This window comes from Metasolibacillus meyeri, from assembly GCF_003049505.1.
GTDB classification, from domain to species: domain Bacteria; phylum Bacillota; class Bacilli; order Bacillales_A; family Planococcaceae; genus Metasolibacillus; species Metasolibacillus meyeri.
Genome location: NZ_PYWN01000014.1, coordinates 1 through 12179 on the forward strand (window position 1 = coordinate 1; position 12179 = coordinate 12179).

A 12179-nucleotide genomic window follows, 5' to 3' on the forward strand; every position below is an offset into this window, starting at 1 on the left:
CACCACCTTGCCAAGGTGGGGGTCGCGAGTTCGAACCTCGTCTTCCGCTCCAAATTTTTTGCCTTGCCAGTATGGCGGAATTGGCAGACGCGCGCGACTCAAAATCGCGTTCCTTACGGAGTGTCGGTTCGACCCCGACTACTGGTATAACAGCGTTCAGATTCGTCAAGTCTTGTTCGCTACAATTAGTCGCTAAGTGTTGTTACAGCAACATTTAAGCGGCTTTTTTTATTTTTTGTATTCCAACTCGTTTTGGTGCGTTCTGAAAATTTTGTGCACATATTATGCACAAGCTATAGAGCCATTTTTTCGAAAATGCCGATTGTATTTTTTTCATCTTCTTCTCGCAACTCCTTAATGACATGAGCGTAATCACGCATTGTAGTTTGTATATCTCCATGCCCTAACCTTTCAGATACATAATAAATGGACGACTTTTTATAAAGAGAAATACTAGCATGTGTATGACGTAAGCCATGTACACTCATTGTTGTTTTGATTCCTAAATCATGTAACGTATTACGTAATAACTTATTTGCAGTACCATTGGAAATAACTTTGTATTTTGATTGCATACTATAAAAAACTAGCTGATGGATGTTGGTTGGCATACGCTCAAACAAACTTTCAAACGCTGCCATAGTTTTAGCATCAATTTTAATTTTACGTATTGATTGAGGGTTTTTTGTTGGTCCAAAACCTTTGTGCATTTTTTGGAGATAGCCCCATGTTTTATCTATATTGATAATGTTATTTTTAAAGTCAAAATCTGGACGTGTCAATCCAACAAGTTCTCCAAAACGTAAACCAGACGTTAAACCGAGTAATAGCAAATAATAACCAAGACCACGCTCCAACCGTTTATAAAGCTCTTTCAATAACATTTCACTTTCAGCATAGTTTAAATGTTTCTCGCTGTCTTTTTTCGCTGGAATAGCACCTGTCATTATCGCTTTGCGAGTAAACTCAATTTTAATAATACCTTCCTCAACAGCATCATACACACAGGATTTTATATGTGAATGCACTTTTTCGACTGTTTCACGTGACTTTGTAGCCCCATAGGAATTTAAAAAATCCTGATAATTATGCCTAGTAATATCTTTCATCAACGTATCCGCAAAATATTCTTTAATTGCCCTTAACGTATATTCATAGTGCGTTAAAGTGCTATCGGTTACGATGCCTTCTTTGTAACGTTTATACCATTCTTCGAAATATTCAACAAAAATAACACTCTCTTTGAGTAATTTTTCCCCTTTACGAAGATTTGCTTCGTCTTCTGCGGCTGCAATTTGTGCTGCCTTTTTAGTAGCAAAACCACTTTTACGATATTGCTTCTTTTTGTAATAAAAACAATATTGCCATGATTTACCGCGTTTATTGAAACTAGCCATTCATAGCCTCCTTCTTGTTTATTTTTGAAAGAAAAGAGCAAGACAAATGAGCCTGCTCTCTCTATTTAATTAATTTATTAGCGCTAACAAATTAGTAAATACTTCCGCGATTATCTATAGTTAAAATGTGGACTGTTTCACTGACATAATCAATCGTATAAATAGCACGGTATGTTCCTACTCTAAGGCGGTAACTATCTTGCCTACCTTGCATTTTTCGTATATCGCCAACAGGCGGAATTTCTTTTAAGCCCTGTAGTGCGTTGTAAATCCGCAGTTGTACTGACTTTTCTTGCTTTTGCAAAAATTTCCTTGGTTGTTTATCTAGGAGGATTTTCAACATTCCACCCCATCTCCTTAGCAAAATCATCTAATAGCATGGGTTCCTTATCCGTTTCTTGGATTTGACGTATTTCTTCATTACTTAAAGGTTCATCATCTACAGGGAGATTTGCGTAAAACTCTTGTAATTGTTTTGTTTTTTTAGCGTTTAAATATTCGGCGAAATCAATCATGGAATGCTGGTCTTGTTCTGGTAGTTTACGGAACAACTCCACTAAACGCTCTTCATTCATTGCCATCGATTTTCCCTCCTCATCCTGATTTTTTTTGCTCTGGTGAAGCTGATAACATTTGGGCTTTTTTCTCTTCTAATAGCTCTTGTCGCATAATAGCGAGTTCTTTTTCGACTTCTGCCTCAATTGATTCTTCCACCGTAGCAGCCGTTTCAGCGTGTTTGGCAAAAAGCTGTTGCGCGGTTGCGAGCAATGCTTCCCGTACATCTTTGTTTAGGTCCATATAGCTTTTAATAATGTCCAGCTCTAATTCAGTGAGCTGGCTTTTTTGTGCATATTCATCAAGTGAAAACGTAGCAGGCTCGATAAACATCTCGCCTTCGCCGTCACGTAGCCAACTTTCATTGATGTTGAAAGCATTAACGAGAAGTCTAATATGTTGTTCGGTGACATTACGAAGACCTTTCTCGATATTTGAAACACTAGATTTCGTTAGACCAATACGCTCTCCGAAAACCTCTTGATTTAAAGATAATGCCTTTCGTAATTCCTTAATTCGCTCATTGCTATTCATCTATTTCCCTCCTTTCATACATAATATAGCACATTATAGTTGTGTATGAAAACTTTTTTGTTGAAAATTAGTTGACTAAGTTATATATGTGTATTATTATGTATTCATAAGCAACTTATTGGAATCGAAAGGCGGAAACGAAAAATGACAAATGAGAAAAAAGTTGAAATGACACAAGCACAATTAGAAGAAATGATAGCAGTTGGCGAACTTGCTTATCACGATGGCGTTGAAGGAGCAATAGCCGTAACGGAGTACCCGAAAGAACTTGTGGAAGTGGCATTGAAAATGTACATCGACTTCAAGGAAATTATTGAATGGCGAGATTGTTTGAAGAATCTAAAAGGGAATTAAAAACTGAACAGGAAGCATGTACGGTGGTGGGTGCTTCCGATTGAGTTTTTAAGAACTCAACTCCATCAAAGGAGCGCGGTGAATGGACAAGAAATAAGCCGTAGAGGGAAGGAGAAGGGGTGAAGGAATGGCAAAGGTAAGCAATCAAAAAGCCGATTTTGCACAAGGGATACAAAATCGGCAAACCGTTAAAAAATACTCATGTAAATTAATCAAGAGTGGCGAACAGTGCAAACTATTCCCCTATTTCAGCAAGTAGTTTCAATTCAACATAACCGCAATTTTCACATGCGAAAACACTTACAGGAAAAATATTTTTTGTGTTAATTTGGACTACTTTTTTTGGAGTAAGTCCCCAATTAACAAGACCGAAATTATCCGGAATGATTACCAATTCGCCAGAGTTACAATTTTTACATGTAGGGATTGTGTATTTTTTCATTTGTGTTCACCTCACTTTCTATAGGTGAATTATACCAAAAATAATGAATGACAAATATGGAATTATTGGTTTTTATATCAAATTTGACGGTTGCAACGTCAATCGAATTGAAAGGGGTGAGAAGAATGGGTGACCGAATTTATGCAGTTGAAGAAAAAGAAGCGGTTGAGCAAGTGAGCATCTATTTAAAAATGTTGACATCTGAACAGCAACGTGAATTTTCAACATTGATTAAAGGGGCAATCATTACTATGCAAGTCGTGGGCTGTGGGGAGAAAGAGGCGCAGGATGAAACGGCTTAAACGGCTATCAAAACAGCCAATTTATCTAATAAAAAAGCACAGCTACATGAAGTGTAGGTCATGTAACTGTATGATTCATAAAAAAGATAATTTTTGCAAATGGTGTAGTGTAGCTAACCTCAAAGCGATTTCTTGACGATTTTGCTTACGGTGTCGATTTGATTCCCTTATGACTGGCTTTTGTAATGTTTCCGAATAGCGACAGTGCAGTAGGGCATGGGCTTTTTCTCATCGTTTTCAAATGTACCAAATTCAACAAAAAACACTTCAGCATGACCGAACATTTTAGATGTTCCTTTCAGGGTAGCTTGCATATCTTTAGCTTCTTTTCTATCAAGATAACCGAGTTGCTGATTATTAAGGGTCATAATCTTAACCGCGTTACTATCATGAGGGTTTTCTGGTTCTCTAGTAAGTATTAATTCTTGACCATAACGACATCGAGAAGCAATTTGCGTTCTTGAAGATTCATCGGAATTTTGAAAAGTAATTCCCGCGATACTTACAGTGTATTGTCTGAAATGCTCATTATCAATATGTTCACGATAATTTTGACTAGGTTTCTTGTCGGAACTAAATAATGATTTCAAGATTTTCAACATATTTATCACCTCACTTTCTAGGTGAATTATACCAAATAACTAGAATGCTGTAATTTTAAAAATTGAACAGTTGGCACTACTTTAGTATCTAGTGCCAGCGATTGAGTTTTTAATAAATAAAGCGCTGTGATACCGAGCCAATGACGGTATAACTATTCATTCTTATAGCAGATAAGACGGTTGCAACGTCAATTTGATTATGAAAGGAGAGTTGTGAATGCAGCAACTATTGTTAATTTAATTTTGAAAGGAGGTGAGAGAATGAATATGTCACCAAAAGAATGGCTAATAAAGGAGTTTCCGCCGAAAGTGAAAAATTTAGAAGGGGAGTATGGAACATTATTTTGGAAACAATGCGATTACGAAAAAGTGCAGGAGCTTTCAAATAAAATTATTGAGATGTTTAAAGAAGAAGACATGACGTACACAGATGCATACGCCATGTTGGGATTTGTTCGGTTAGATTTAGATTATCGTTCTGAACGATTAAAGCTGTAATGGTTAATCTTGAACAGGTGCTTCAAAGAGGGAAACCGCTTTAATATCTTGCGAAGGCATATTTAAAAATGGTAATCGTAACTTACCGTCTAAAGAATAGGCATTCAATAAATAGGGGGATATAGGTGAATCGTCTGATATTTTTGCTGTATAAACCATTTTCATTAACATCTGGAAGAGTAAATCTAATGAGTTATGTTCCATTCGAGAAAATGGATTGTAACGGAAAACATCACTTTTCGATTTATTTAGGTATACATCATATATTTTTTTGAAAAATGGTTCAGCGGTATTTCCTGATGAATAAAAGCTAACAATTTCAATTACTCCGCTACCATTAATAAATGATTGTGAGGGTTTATTACCTGTTAGTGTAATAAAATCGCCATACCAATAGTTATTCATAGTAAAAACCACTAGTTTAAGATTCTTTTTAAAAAAGGCTGTTTCTTTATCTTGGGTAATGAGTTTTAACAAATAATCAGCCGCTTGTAGTTGTTGAATTGTATACATCGAATTCACCTCCTTTCTAGGTGAATTATACCAAATTATCTAAAGTGCTGCGATTGAGTTTTTAACACTTGGCTTATACCGAGCCTAACGCGAGAACAGTTTGAAAGGAGAGAGATTATGCAACAACTATTAGTAGAAATAGCTGTACCTGTGCCTGCTGACTATGTGTTAGTCAGCAAGGTTCAGTATGACGAGCTAAAAGAACAGTCTCTAAGTGGCGAGTATTGGACAATGCAAGACTTGGAGAAAAAAGTGAAAAAGAAACGTGAGTGGATTCAAGACAAAATATTATATCCAGCCAAGTTTAGAAAAGAGCTAGATTCCGACAATGGCGGATTTGTTTACTATCCAAAAAGTAAATCGGAACAATGGTCTTTTGCAGCAGTGGAAATGTCCAAGTTTCTTGATAAAAATTTCAGCAAGATATATAGCGGCAAATAAAGGTGGGGAGGAAAAGCGAAATGTTAAACGCAAAAAAAATTGAAGAAATCAAAGCATTTGTTGTTGAAGCTAAGGAAATGCATAAACAACTTGAAAACTCCCTAACGGTTCATATATTTGCGCAATTTGATATGAATTTAGAAGAAGCTATAAAACAGCGCGAACAATTATCAATCCGAGCAAAAGAACTAGGGATATTGTCTGTAAGAGATAACAGAGGTTATTGCGTTGTGTTTCTACATGAAAATATCTTTACATCGCTAAATTTTGAAGATGTTGAGGTAGACACAAATAACGAATATATTCATTTAACTGCATATATGGAAGGTTTAAAATTTGCAGCTTGTTATGAAAAAGAGAGGGGTGCATCAATGTGAAGGCAATGTGGCTTGGAAACATTTTCCCGACTTTTGCAACACTATATGAACAATACACCGTACCTTATGAACAAATTGTATATGAGGGCAATGTGTACAAATTTATCAGAACAATGCGAAAAGGAGAGGTGCATATAGACATATATCGCGATGGGAAAGAGCAACATACAGTGGAAATTCATTTGATTGGAAAAAAGCCTTTTTACATTGAAACATACTATCAAATTCCAACACTAATAGGAGGATGCAAATGTATAAGTTGAACGATGAACAACAAGCATATGCAAGAATTCTAAGAAATCTGATCTTAGTAGACTTTCAACGAAAAAAAATAATAATGCGCGGCTATAAAATGCTAGAAAGCATAGCGATTGGGAGAGGATTAAATGAATAAGAGAGAGATTGAAATTCGTAAGGAAAAGGCTTGTTGTAAGGATTTAATAACGGCAATTAATCTACACACTGTGCAAGACGATTACCATTTAGTGGAGGAATGTGCGTTGAAGTTGAAAAAGAGTGCGCAGAAGATTAAAAGACTAGAAGAAAAACAGAAAGCGGAACGTCGTGAAAGGTTATATGCAACAGTTGAACAGTTACGCCAGGAGGGGAAAATAGTTAAGATTGGCGCTAGACCATCGAAGGGAGCGTTAAATGATGCGAATTAAGAAAAGGGCTTGGGAACGCATGACACTGAAACAACGCTTACGTTGCTTATATTTTTTAAGCCAAATAAGCCAAAAAAGAGCCGCTTAATCGCTCCAACGATTAAACAGCCAAAAGAAACAAAAAAAGAAAACAAAAACTAATGAAATTATAACATAAAGGAAGTTGAATTGTATGGATGAAATAAAAATCGGTAGCAAAGTAATGGTACAAGTTTTTGATAAACAGCGACTAGGTGAGGTAGAGGATATATATACATCTGAAATCGGAAGACCAAGCTTATATAAATTAAAGAACTCTGACGCTCTATTTAATGCTAATGAAATAACTTTATATAAAGACGGTGCGAGTTAATCTCGCCCCTGTCCAGCAGCTTAAAAGCGGCACATTGGTTAGCGTGCATCCCCCTCACTTTTAGGCTGCTTGATGGGACAAGTCCATCAAAAAAAGAAAGGAGCAATGTAACCATGAAAAACGGTAAAAAGCTAACGCGTAATGAAAGTGAGCACATAAAAAACTGTCGTTTAAATCCTAAAAATTGGTTGTTAAGCAAAAAGATGCTGAACAATTGGATCATTGTACATCGAGTGTCTGGGCGCACAAGAGAAATACCAGCGCCAGCAAAATAAAAAGTAGCTAATCATTCGCAGTGATTAGCTACTAAGGGAATTTATTAGCCGTACCTCTAAGTGCGGCGTTATTTGACTATTGCCAAACATCTCACAGCTAGTATATCAGCTTTTTTGGTGCATAGTCAATTACGGCTTGTATGGAGTATTAGGTTTACGACCATCCATAAATTAACAGGTGAAAGTGATAGATTGTGTTATCAGGAGAGGGTAGCTATGAAGAAAAAGAAGCAAATGAAACATGTACTAGCGGCATATGAGGAAGCGTTTGGCGAATCGGAACTTACAGAAATGCATGAAGCTAGATTACTAGATAAAGTAATCGCAGGATATCGAACAAAAAGTATTTATAGTGGTTCGGTGTTGGAAGTAGAAACATACCCGTACTATAAGATTCCGCAGAAAGATAAGCGTATTAAAAGGGACAAGAACAGCACAAAGGTACAAGAACGCTTGAATATGAAAAATCGACAGAAACATGTAGCAAGACTAATCAACGTAAATTTTCGTGTAGATGATTTATACATGACTTACACGTATGAGGACGGACACTTACCAGCAGATTTTGAACAGTCGAAAAAGGATATGACAAACCTAATAAGACGTATGAAAAATTGGTTAAAGAAGCAAGTGGAGTACGTGGATTTTGAGTTGAAATATATTTATTCAATTGAACATACAAAGGATGGCGAAAAAGTGCGAGCGCATAGCCATATGGTGACGAATTTTCCAGACAGAGAGATAGCGGAAAAGTTATGGAAAAAGGGGTTTGCTAACTCAAAAAGATTAAAAGAAAAAAATGGAATGGGATTTACGGAGCTAGGCTATTATCTCGTGAAAGAAAAAGGTGAAAAAACAAGAAAAGGCTATACACCAAGCCGAAATTTAGATACACCAAGAGTGACATTTTCTGAAACGAAGATAACACGCAGACGCGCAGCTAAAATCGCAACAGAAGAGATAAGCGCACAAGAAGAGTTTGAAAAACTGTATAAGAATTATCAGTTTGAAAAAATGGATGTGTCTTTTTCGGAATACGCAAGCGGTGCGTACATTCATGTATACATGCAAAAGGTTGATAACCCAATAAAAAATAAAAGGAGATTAGATATATGAAGATAATCAGCGTTATAAATTTGAAAGGCGGCGTGGCTAAAACAGTATCTGCTATCAATTTTGGTCATGTATTAGTTAAAGAGCATGGAAAAAAGGTGCTGCTTATTGATAATGACAAGCAGGGAAACACTACTAAATTTTTTGATTTACACAACGAGGATGAAAAGAGCCTTGCGGAATTACTAACGGAGCGCGGCTTAAATGCTGTAGATGTTATAAAAGAAACGGCTTATGAGGGGCTAGATGTGATTCCTGCAAACATGAGCTTACTCTATGCGAATAAAGAAATATTACTAGATGTATCAAGACCACAACAAACAAGACTACGTAAAGCATTAGAGCCATTAAAGGGCGAGTATGATTACTGCATTATTGATAATGCCCCAGACATTAACATGTCGGTAATAAATGCCCTTGTCGCATCTGATGACGTATTAGTGCCTATCAAGGTAGACCGATTTGCGTTTGATGGGCTGGAACAATTAACGAAGCAAATAGAGGATGTAAAAGAGTTTAATAGCGCCATCGCATTAAAAGGCTGCTTCGTGACTATGTACCAACGAAACAAAGTCAATGCACAAGGGGCGGAATATTTAGAGTTATCAACACCTTATCCACTGTTTAAAACAGCGATAAGAAAAACTGTAAAAGTGGACGAAACAACATTTGCTGGACGACCACTATTAGACTACAGAGCTTCTACGGCGGGAGCGGACTATAAAAAGTTGGTGAATGAATACTTACAAATGTGCTAGTTAATAGCACTTTAGGAGGGATGAACATGGCATTTAATATAAATCAACTAATGAATGACAAGTCAAAGGATGCGGCTAGAAAAGATGGTGCGACATTTAAGATTGAGCATATTGATATTGGGCGGTTGAAGCCATCTAAAATGAACGCTTATACCGTAAATGATGTGACGGAGCTGAAAGCTAGTATTGAGTTACAAGGGCTACAACAAAATTTAGTGGTACGCAAAACAGACGGCGGAGATTTTGAAGTTATAAGTGGACATAGACGCTTAAAGGCAATGCAAGAGCTGTTTACAGAAGGGAATAAACAGTTCGGGAAAGTGCCTTGTAAGGTATCTGTTCCCCTTGATGATTTACAAGCAGAGTTAGAACTAATATTAGCAAATGCAACAGCAAGAGAGCTAACTGACTATGAAAAAACATATCAATCCACAAGGCTACAAGAATTACTAACAGAAATGAGAAAAAGCGGCTATCCAATCAAAGGGCGAAAACGTGAAATAGTGGCGGAATGGCTGGGTGTATCATCCTCACAGATACAGCATATGGACAGCATCAATAAAAAATTAACGCCTGCTTTAAAGGAAGAGTTTAAAGCTGAAAACATTAATATCACCACTGCATATGAACTATCACGATTGCCAGAAGAGAAGCAGCAAGAAGTAGTACAAGAGTACAAAGAGGGAAAAGCGCTAACACCTTCAATTGCTAAGGAGAAGCGCATTGAATCAGAACAAACGGAAAAAAGCATGACACACGAAATGGACAGCTATCCAGCGCAGTTTGAAGCCGTAAAAGCAGGACTAAAAACGTTCTTATGGGGCTTTGGTAATCAAAGTTATAAAGTGGGGGACAAGCTGAAAATAAACGAGTTTGATGACAAAGAAATTCTATACACTGGGAAATTCGTGGAAGCGAGAATTACTTATATAGAAATAGGCGGCACGAACGGTATTCCAGAAGATTATTTAATAATGAGCATAAAAAAGATTAAGTAAACGCCAATAATGCGCGGCTCATGCAATCGTGAGCCGCTTATGGAAAGGGGCTATTATAACAAATGGCATATAGCAGAAGTCATGCAAACCGAGGAAAGACTTTAGAAAATCTTATAGACGGGACAAACAATATGTATCGTAATGGCGGTAAAGCAGATGTAGACAAAGTACCTGAACCTGTAAAAATACTAAAAGTCGAAAAGAATAAAGTAACAGGGCATTTAGATACACCGAAGTGGGTTGACTATGTAGGTGTTAGCGCAGGCAAGGCGATAATATTTGACGCAAAAGAAATACATGATACTAAACTGCCGCTTAAAAATATAACACCTAAACAATATCAAAAGTTGAGATCGTGGTATCAACAAGGGGCAGCGTCTTTCTTGATTGTTGCATTTTGGATTGAAGGTAAGAACGAACCAGAAGTATATTTATTAAAATTTTGGCAATTAGCAGCGTTTTACGAAGAACAAAAAATAGGACGAGGGACTAAATCTATTAAATTAGATTTTTTCAGAGAAAGTTGCGCTCGTATAGGTTCGGAAAATGGGTATGCAATAAATTATTTAAAAATACTGGAGAATGAATGGGTTGGAACTAAAAATTACTTAATCAAAAATGAAATCTAAATGTAGAAAAGAGGTTATGAAATGGCAAGAAAGAAAGCGACTAAAACAAATATCGGCTTAGATAATTTGGTGCGATGGCAACACGCTAAAACAGGAGTTTGGCAATATGGGACAGTGCGTAAAACTTATGACAATTCCGCTTTGGTTGAATTAGATGGAGTTGTAGAGGGTGATTATACAGTAGTTCGATTCACGCGCCTTGAATTGATTGATAAAGCGCCAATTGTTGTAGAGCAAACAGAAACGATGCATCCATACACACAAAGCTTTCCGCATAATGCAGATAAAATAGCATTTAATGAACGGCAGCGTAAAGTAGCGCGGAAAGGGTGAGTGCTATGTCGGTTGTCCAGTTAAATATTTTTGAGTGTGATGTAAATTTACAAAGTCATGATTATGTATATAAGCGATTAACGGAACTGCAAATAAATCAACAAATATATATACGCGATTTACAAATAGATCGCAACGAGAAGTTTTTCATTGTATCGAAAAATGTGGAATTCGAAGAGGGGTTCCGAACATTGGATGATTGCTACGAATTCATTAATAGAAATTTGTGAGGGGATAAAATGATTGACATAAAAAATCGCAAGTTAGTAATTACGCGAAAAGAGCATGAATGTTTTGCGTGTACAAATAAAGTTGGAAAAGGAGAACAGGCGGTAGCTGTTACAGCAAAAGAGGATGATAAGCCGATACGTTTTCTTTTGCATCATACTTGTAACGATGAAATTAATAAAAATGTTGTCACTATTTATTATGGATGTCTTAAAGATAGTGTGGCAAAAAAAGATAGATGCTATTTATGTGATAAGGAGCTAGATTCGACTAGTGGAAAGTTGATGGTCTTTTGTAGAAAAGAATGTGAAGAGATAGAGGCGTCATTGCCGTTTTAAATATAAGAAATATTTGAGGTGTATGTATGGACAATATAAAGTTACGAGCAAAGATAATAGATCCATCACATTTAAGTGGTGGAAAGATTGTTGATGTTGAATGGATTGATTTTAAAAACAAACAAATCACATTTAATGGGGTGGCATTCGAACACGGTTTTGGTGAACTTGTTGAAACGGCAAAAGGGAATCAATTTAAGCTTATGCCCTTCAGTTGTTATACAGACATGGACGGTAATGAAATATGTGCAGGACATATTGTACGTATTTATGATGATGTTGAAAATGATGATGGATGGAATGAAGCCGTTATTTTCCATCAAGGCGCATTTTTCGCTGGTGATGAAAACTTTATCGGCAATGTACATTTTAGGTCAAGAATTATAGGCGATATTTATAGCGACAAAAAATTATTGAGTAATTGAACCATTACATGGAGTAAAAAGAGATAGTGGAAATGAAAATAACTGCTGAT

General features: G+C 36.5%; 24 protein-coding genes and 1 tRNA gene. 18 read left to right on the top strand and 7 right to left on the bottom strand.

The window, feature by feature from the left end:
- Window positions 1-65 precede the first annotated feature (65 nt).
- Window positions 66-147 (top strand) — tRNA-Leu (locus tag C9J34_RS01940).
- Window positions 148-293: 146 nt separating this feature from the next.
- On the opposite strand, the gene C9J34_RS01945 is transcribed toward C9J34_RS01940, so the two are convergent.
- The 4 genes from C9J34_RS01945 to C9J34_RS01960 all read right to left on the bottom strand — a co-directional run bounded on the left by C9J34_RS01945 (window position 294) and on the right by C9J34_RS01960 (window position 2486).
- Window positions 294-1397 (bottom strand): tyrosine-type recombinase/integrase, encoded by a 1104-nt coding sequence (locus C9J34_RS01945; protein WP_107838170.1) that lies wholly within the window; start codon window positions 1395-1397, stop codon window positions 294-296.
- A gap of 91 nt (window positions 1398-1488) precedes the next feature.
- Window positions 1489-1740 (bottom strand): type II toxin-antitoxin system RelE family toxin, encoded by a 252-nt coding sequence (locus C9J34_RS01950; RefSeq protein ID WP_107838171.1) that lies wholly within the window; start codon window positions 1738-1740, stop codon window positions 1489-1491.
- Window positions 1718-1978: a hypothetical protein gene (locus C9J34_RS01955; RefSeq protein ID WP_107838172.1), complete on the bottom strand. Its 261-nt coding sequence runs from the start codon at window positions 1976-1978 to the stop codon at window positions 1718-1720. The genes C9J34_RS01950 and C9J34_RS01955 overlap by 23 nt, the downstream gene beginning before the upstream one ends.
- A 13-nt stretch (window positions 1979-1991) precedes the next feature.
- Complete coding sequence (locus tag C9J34_RS01960; protein WP_107838173.1) at window positions 1992-2486, bottom strand: helix-turn-helix domain-containing protein; 495 nt, start codon at window positions 2484-2486, stop codon at window positions 1992-1994.
- A 144-nt stretch (window positions 2487-2630) separates the two neighbouring features.
- On the opposite strand from C9J34_RS01960, the gene C9J34_RS01965 reads away from it, so the two are divergent.
- Entirely contained in the window at window positions 2631-2840 is a 210-nt protein-coding gene (locus C9J34_RS01965) for a hypothetical protein (protein ID WP_107838174.1), read from the top strand.
- 235 nt (window positions 2841-3075) lie between these two features.
- Here the strand turns inward: C9J34_RS01965 and C9J34_RS01970 are convergent, their stop codons facing one another.
- Window positions 3076-3282: a hypothetical protein gene (locus C9J34_RS01970; protein WP_107838175.1), complete on the bottom strand. Its 207-nt coding sequence runs from the start codon at window positions 3280-3282 to the stop codon at window positions 3076-3078.
- A gap of 125 nt (window positions 3283-3407) precedes the next feature.
- Here C9J34_RS01970 and C9J34_RS21760 point away from each other — a divergent pair, with 125 nt between their 5' ends.
- Complete coding sequence (locus C9J34_RS21760; RefSeq protein ID WP_193768855.1) at window positions 3408-3584, top strand: hypothetical protein; 177 nt, start codon at window positions 3408-3410, stop codon at window positions 3582-3584.
- Window positions 3585-3751: 167 nt separating this feature from the next.
- On the opposite strand, the gene C9J34_RS01975 is transcribed toward C9J34_RS21760, so the two are convergent.
- A complete protein-coding gene (locus C9J34_RS01975) occupies window positions 3752-4186 on the bottom strand; it encodes an HIRAN domain-containing protein (protein WP_107838176.1) in 435 nt (144 codons plus the stop codon).
- Between the two features lie 261 nt (window positions 4187-4447).
- On the opposite strand from C9J34_RS01975, the gene C9J34_RS01980 reads away from it, so the two are divergent.
- Window positions 4448-4684: a hypothetical protein gene (locus C9J34_RS01980; protein ID WP_107838177.1), complete on the top strand. Its 237-nt coding sequence runs from the start codon at window positions 4448-4450 to the stop codon at window positions 4682-4684.
- A gap of 3 nt (window positions 4685-4687) precedes the next feature.
- On the opposite strand, the gene C9J34_RS01985 is transcribed toward C9J34_RS01980, so the two are convergent.
- Complete coding sequence (locus C9J34_RS01985) at window positions 4688-5197, bottom strand: hypothetical protein (protein ID WP_107838178.1); 510 nt, start codon at window positions 5195-5197, stop codon at window positions 4688-4690.
- A gap of 117 nt (window positions 5198-5314) precedes the next feature.
- On the opposite strand from C9J34_RS01985, the gene C9J34_RS01990 reads away from it, so the two are divergent.
- From C9J34_RS01990 to C9J34_RS02050, 14 genes are all read left to right on the top strand, one after another.
- Complete coding sequence (locus tag C9J34_RS01990; RefSeq protein WP_107838179.1) at window positions 5315-5638, top strand: DUF771 domain-containing protein; 324 nt, start codon at window positions 5315-5317, stop codon at window positions 5636-5638.
- Between the two features lie 20 nt (window positions 5639-5658).
- Window positions 5659-6015: a hypothetical protein gene (locus C9J34_RS01995; protein ID WP_107838180.1), complete on the top strand. Its 357-nt coding sequence runs from the start codon at window positions 5659-5661 to the stop codon at window positions 6013-6015.
- Window positions 6016-6265: 250 nt separating this feature from the next.
- The gene (locus C9J34_RS21765; RefSeq protein WP_193768856.1) at window positions 6266-6409 is read left to right on the top strand and encodes a hypothetical protein; all 144 of its coding nucleotides are present in this window, start codon (window positions 6266-6268) and stop codon (window positions 6407-6409) included.
- Window positions 6402-6680: a hypothetical protein gene (locus C9J34_RS02005; protein ID WP_107838182.1), complete on the top strand. Its 279-nt coding sequence runs from the start codon at window positions 6402-6404 to the stop codon at window positions 6678-6680. Before C9J34_RS21765 ends, C9J34_RS02005 begins: the two co-directional genes overlap by 8 nt.
- 172 nt (window positions 6681-6852) lie before the next feature.
- On the top strand, window positions 6853-7032 hold the full coding sequence (locus tag C9J34_RS02010; protein ID WP_107838183.1) for a hypothetical protein: 180 nt from the start codon (window positions 6853-6855) through the stop codon (window positions 7030-7032).
- A 113-nt stretch (window positions 7033-7145) separates the two neighbouring features.
- Window positions 7146-7307: a DUF6906 family protein gene (locus C9J34_RS21770; RefSeq protein ID WP_193768857.1), complete on the top strand. Its 162-nt coding sequence runs from the start codon at window positions 7146-7148 to the stop codon at window positions 7305-7307.
- Window positions 7308-7523: 216 nt separating this feature from the next.
- Entirely contained in the window at window positions 7524-8423 is a 900-nt protein-coding gene (locus C9J34_RS02015) for a rolling circle replication-associated protein (RefSeq protein ID WP_107838184.1), read from the top strand.
- Window positions 8420-9178: a ParA family protein gene (locus tag C9J34_RS02020; protein WP_107838185.1), complete on the top strand. Its 759-nt coding sequence runs from the start codon at window positions 8420-8422 to the stop codon at window positions 9176-9178. The genes C9J34_RS02015 and C9J34_RS02020 overlap by 4 nt, the downstream gene beginning before the upstream one ends.
- A gap of 26 nt (window positions 9179-9204) precedes the next feature.
- Window positions 9205-10176 (top strand): ParB/RepB/Spo0J family partition protein, encoded by a 972-nt coding sequence (locus C9J34_RS02025; protein WP_193768858.1) that lies wholly within the window; start codon window positions 9205-9207, stop codon window positions 10174-10176.
- A gap of 62 nt (window positions 10177-10238) precedes the next feature.
- Complete coding sequence (locus tag C9J34_RS02030; RefSeq protein WP_107838187.1) at window positions 10239-10805, top strand: Holliday junction resolvase RecU; 567 nt, start codon at window positions 10239-10241, stop codon at window positions 10803-10805.
- Window positions 10806-10826: 21 nt separating this feature from the next.
- The gene (locus C9J34_RS02035) at window positions 10827-11138 is read left to right on the top strand and encodes a hypothetical protein (RefSeq protein WP_107838188.1); all 312 of its coding nucleotides are present in this window, start codon (window positions 10827-10829) and stop codon (window positions 11136-11138) included.
- A gap of 5 nt (window positions 11139-11143) precedes the next feature.
- Window positions 11144-11368 (top strand): hypothetical protein, encoded by a 225-nt coding sequence (locus C9J34_RS02040; protein ID WP_107838189.1) that lies wholly within the window; start codon window positions 11144-11146, stop codon window positions 11366-11368.
- A 9-nt stretch (window positions 11369-11377) separates the two neighbouring features.
- Window positions 11378-11704 (top strand): hypothetical protein, encoded by a 327-nt coding sequence (locus C9J34_RS02045; protein ID WP_107838190.1) that lies wholly within the window; start codon window positions 11378-11380, stop codon window positions 11702-11704.
- A gap of 26 nt (window positions 11705-11730) precedes the next feature.
- The gene (locus tag C9J34_RS02050) at window positions 11731-12129 is read left to right on the top strand and encodes a hypothetical protein (RefSeq protein ID WP_107838191.1); all 399 of its coding nucleotides are present in this window, start codon (window positions 11731-11733) and stop codon (window positions 12127-12129) included.
- The last annotated feature ends 50 nt before the right edge of the window (window positions 12130-12179 follow it).

Excerpts from the sequence above, each read along its gene's own strand:
- C9J34_RS01945 (WP_107838170.1), bottom strand. The coding sequence starts at position 1,397 with ATGGCTAGTTTCAATAAACGCGGTAAATCATGGCAATATTGTTTTTAT.
- C9J34_RS01950 (WP_107838171.1), bottom strand. The coding sequence starts at position 1,740 with ATGTTGAAAATCCTCCTAGATAAACAACCAAGGAAATTTTTGCAAAAG.
- C9J34_RS01955 (WP_107838172.1), bottom strand. The coding sequence starts at position 1,978 with ATGGCAATGAATGAAGAGCGTTTAGTGGAGTTGTTCCGTAAACTACCA.
- C9J34_RS01960 (WP_107838173.1), bottom strand. The coding sequence starts at position 2,486 with ATGAATAGCAATGAGCGAATTAAGGAATTACGAAAGGCATTATCTTTA.
- C9J34_RS01965 (WP_107838174.1), top strand. The coding sequence starts at position 2,631 with ATGACAAATGAGAAAAAAGTTGAAATGACACAAGCACAATTAGAAGAA.
- C9J34_RS01970 (WP_107838175.1), bottom strand. The coding sequence starts at position 3,282 with ATGAAAAAATACACAATCCCTACATGTAAAAATTGTAACTCTGGCGAA.
- C9J34_RS21760 (WP_193768855.1), top strand. The coding sequence starts at position 3,408 with ATGGGTGACCGAATTTATGCAGTTGAAGAAAAAGAAGCGGTTGAGCAA.
- C9J34_RS01975 (WP_107838176.1), bottom strand. The coding sequence starts at position 4,186 with ATGTTGAAAATCTTGAAATCATTATTTAGTTCCGACAAGAAACCTAGT.
- C9J34_RS01980 (WP_107838177.1), top strand. The coding sequence starts at position 4,448 with ATGAATATGTCACCAAAAGAATGGCTAATAAAGGAGTTTCCGCCGAAA.
- C9J34_RS01985 (WP_107838178.1), bottom strand. The coding sequence starts at position 5,197 with ATGTATACAATTCAACAACTACAAGCGGCTGATTATTTGTTAAAACTC.
- C9J34_RS01990 (WP_107838179.1), top strand. The coding sequence starts at position 5,315 with ATGCAACAACTATTAGTAGAAATAGCTGTACCTGTGCCTGCTGACTAT.
- C9J34_RS01995 (WP_107838180.1), top strand. The coding sequence starts at position 5,659 with ATGTTAAACGCAAAAAAAATTGAAGAAATCAAAGCATTTGTTGTTGAA.
- C9J34_RS21765 (WP_193768856.1), top strand. The coding sequence starts at position 6,266 with ATGTATAAGTTGAACGATGAACAACAAGCATATGCAAGAATTCTAAGA.
- C9J34_RS02005 (WP_107838182.1), top strand. The coding sequence starts at position 6,402 with ATGAATAAGAGAGAGATTGAAATTCGTAAGGAAAAGGCTTGTTGTAAG.
- C9J34_RS02010 (WP_107838183.1), top strand. The coding sequence starts at position 6,853 with ATGGATGAAATAAAAATCGGTAGCAAAGTAATGGTACAAGTTTTTGAT.
- C9J34_RS21770 (WP_193768857.1), top strand. The coding sequence starts at position 7,146 with ATGAAAAACGGTAAAAAGCTAACGCGTAATGAAAGTGAGCACATAAAA.
- C9J34_RS02015 (WP_107838184.1), top strand. The coding sequence starts at position 7,524 with ATGAAGAAAAAGAAGCAAATGAAACATGTACTAGCGGCATATGAGGAA.
- C9J34_RS02020 (WP_107838185.1), top strand. The coding sequence starts at position 8,420 with ATGAAGATAATCAGCGTTATAAATTTGAAAGGCGGCGTGGCTAAAACA.
- C9J34_RS02025 (WP_193768858.1), top strand. The coding sequence starts at position 9,205 with ATGGCATTTAATATAAATCAACTAATGAATGACAAGTCAAAGGATGCG.
- C9J34_RS02030 (WP_107838187.1), top strand. The coding sequence starts at position 10,239 with ATGGCATATAGCAGAAGTCATGCAAACCGAGGAAAGACTTTAGAAAAT.
- C9J34_RS02035 (WP_107838188.1), top strand. The coding sequence starts at position 10,827 with ATGGCAAGAAAGAAAGCGACTAAAACAAATATCGGCTTAGATAATTTG.
- C9J34_RS02040 (WP_107838189.1), top strand. The coding sequence starts at position 11,144 with ATGTCGGTTGTCCAGTTAAATATTTTTGAGTGTGATGTAAATTTACAA.
- C9J34_RS02045 (WP_107838190.1), top strand. The coding sequence starts at position 11,378 with ATGATTGACATAAAAAATCGCAAGTTAGTAATTACGCGAAAAGAGCAT.
- C9J34_RS02050 (WP_107838191.1), top strand. The coding sequence starts at position 11,731 with ATGGACAATATAAAGTTACGAGCAAAGATAATAGATCCATCACATTTA.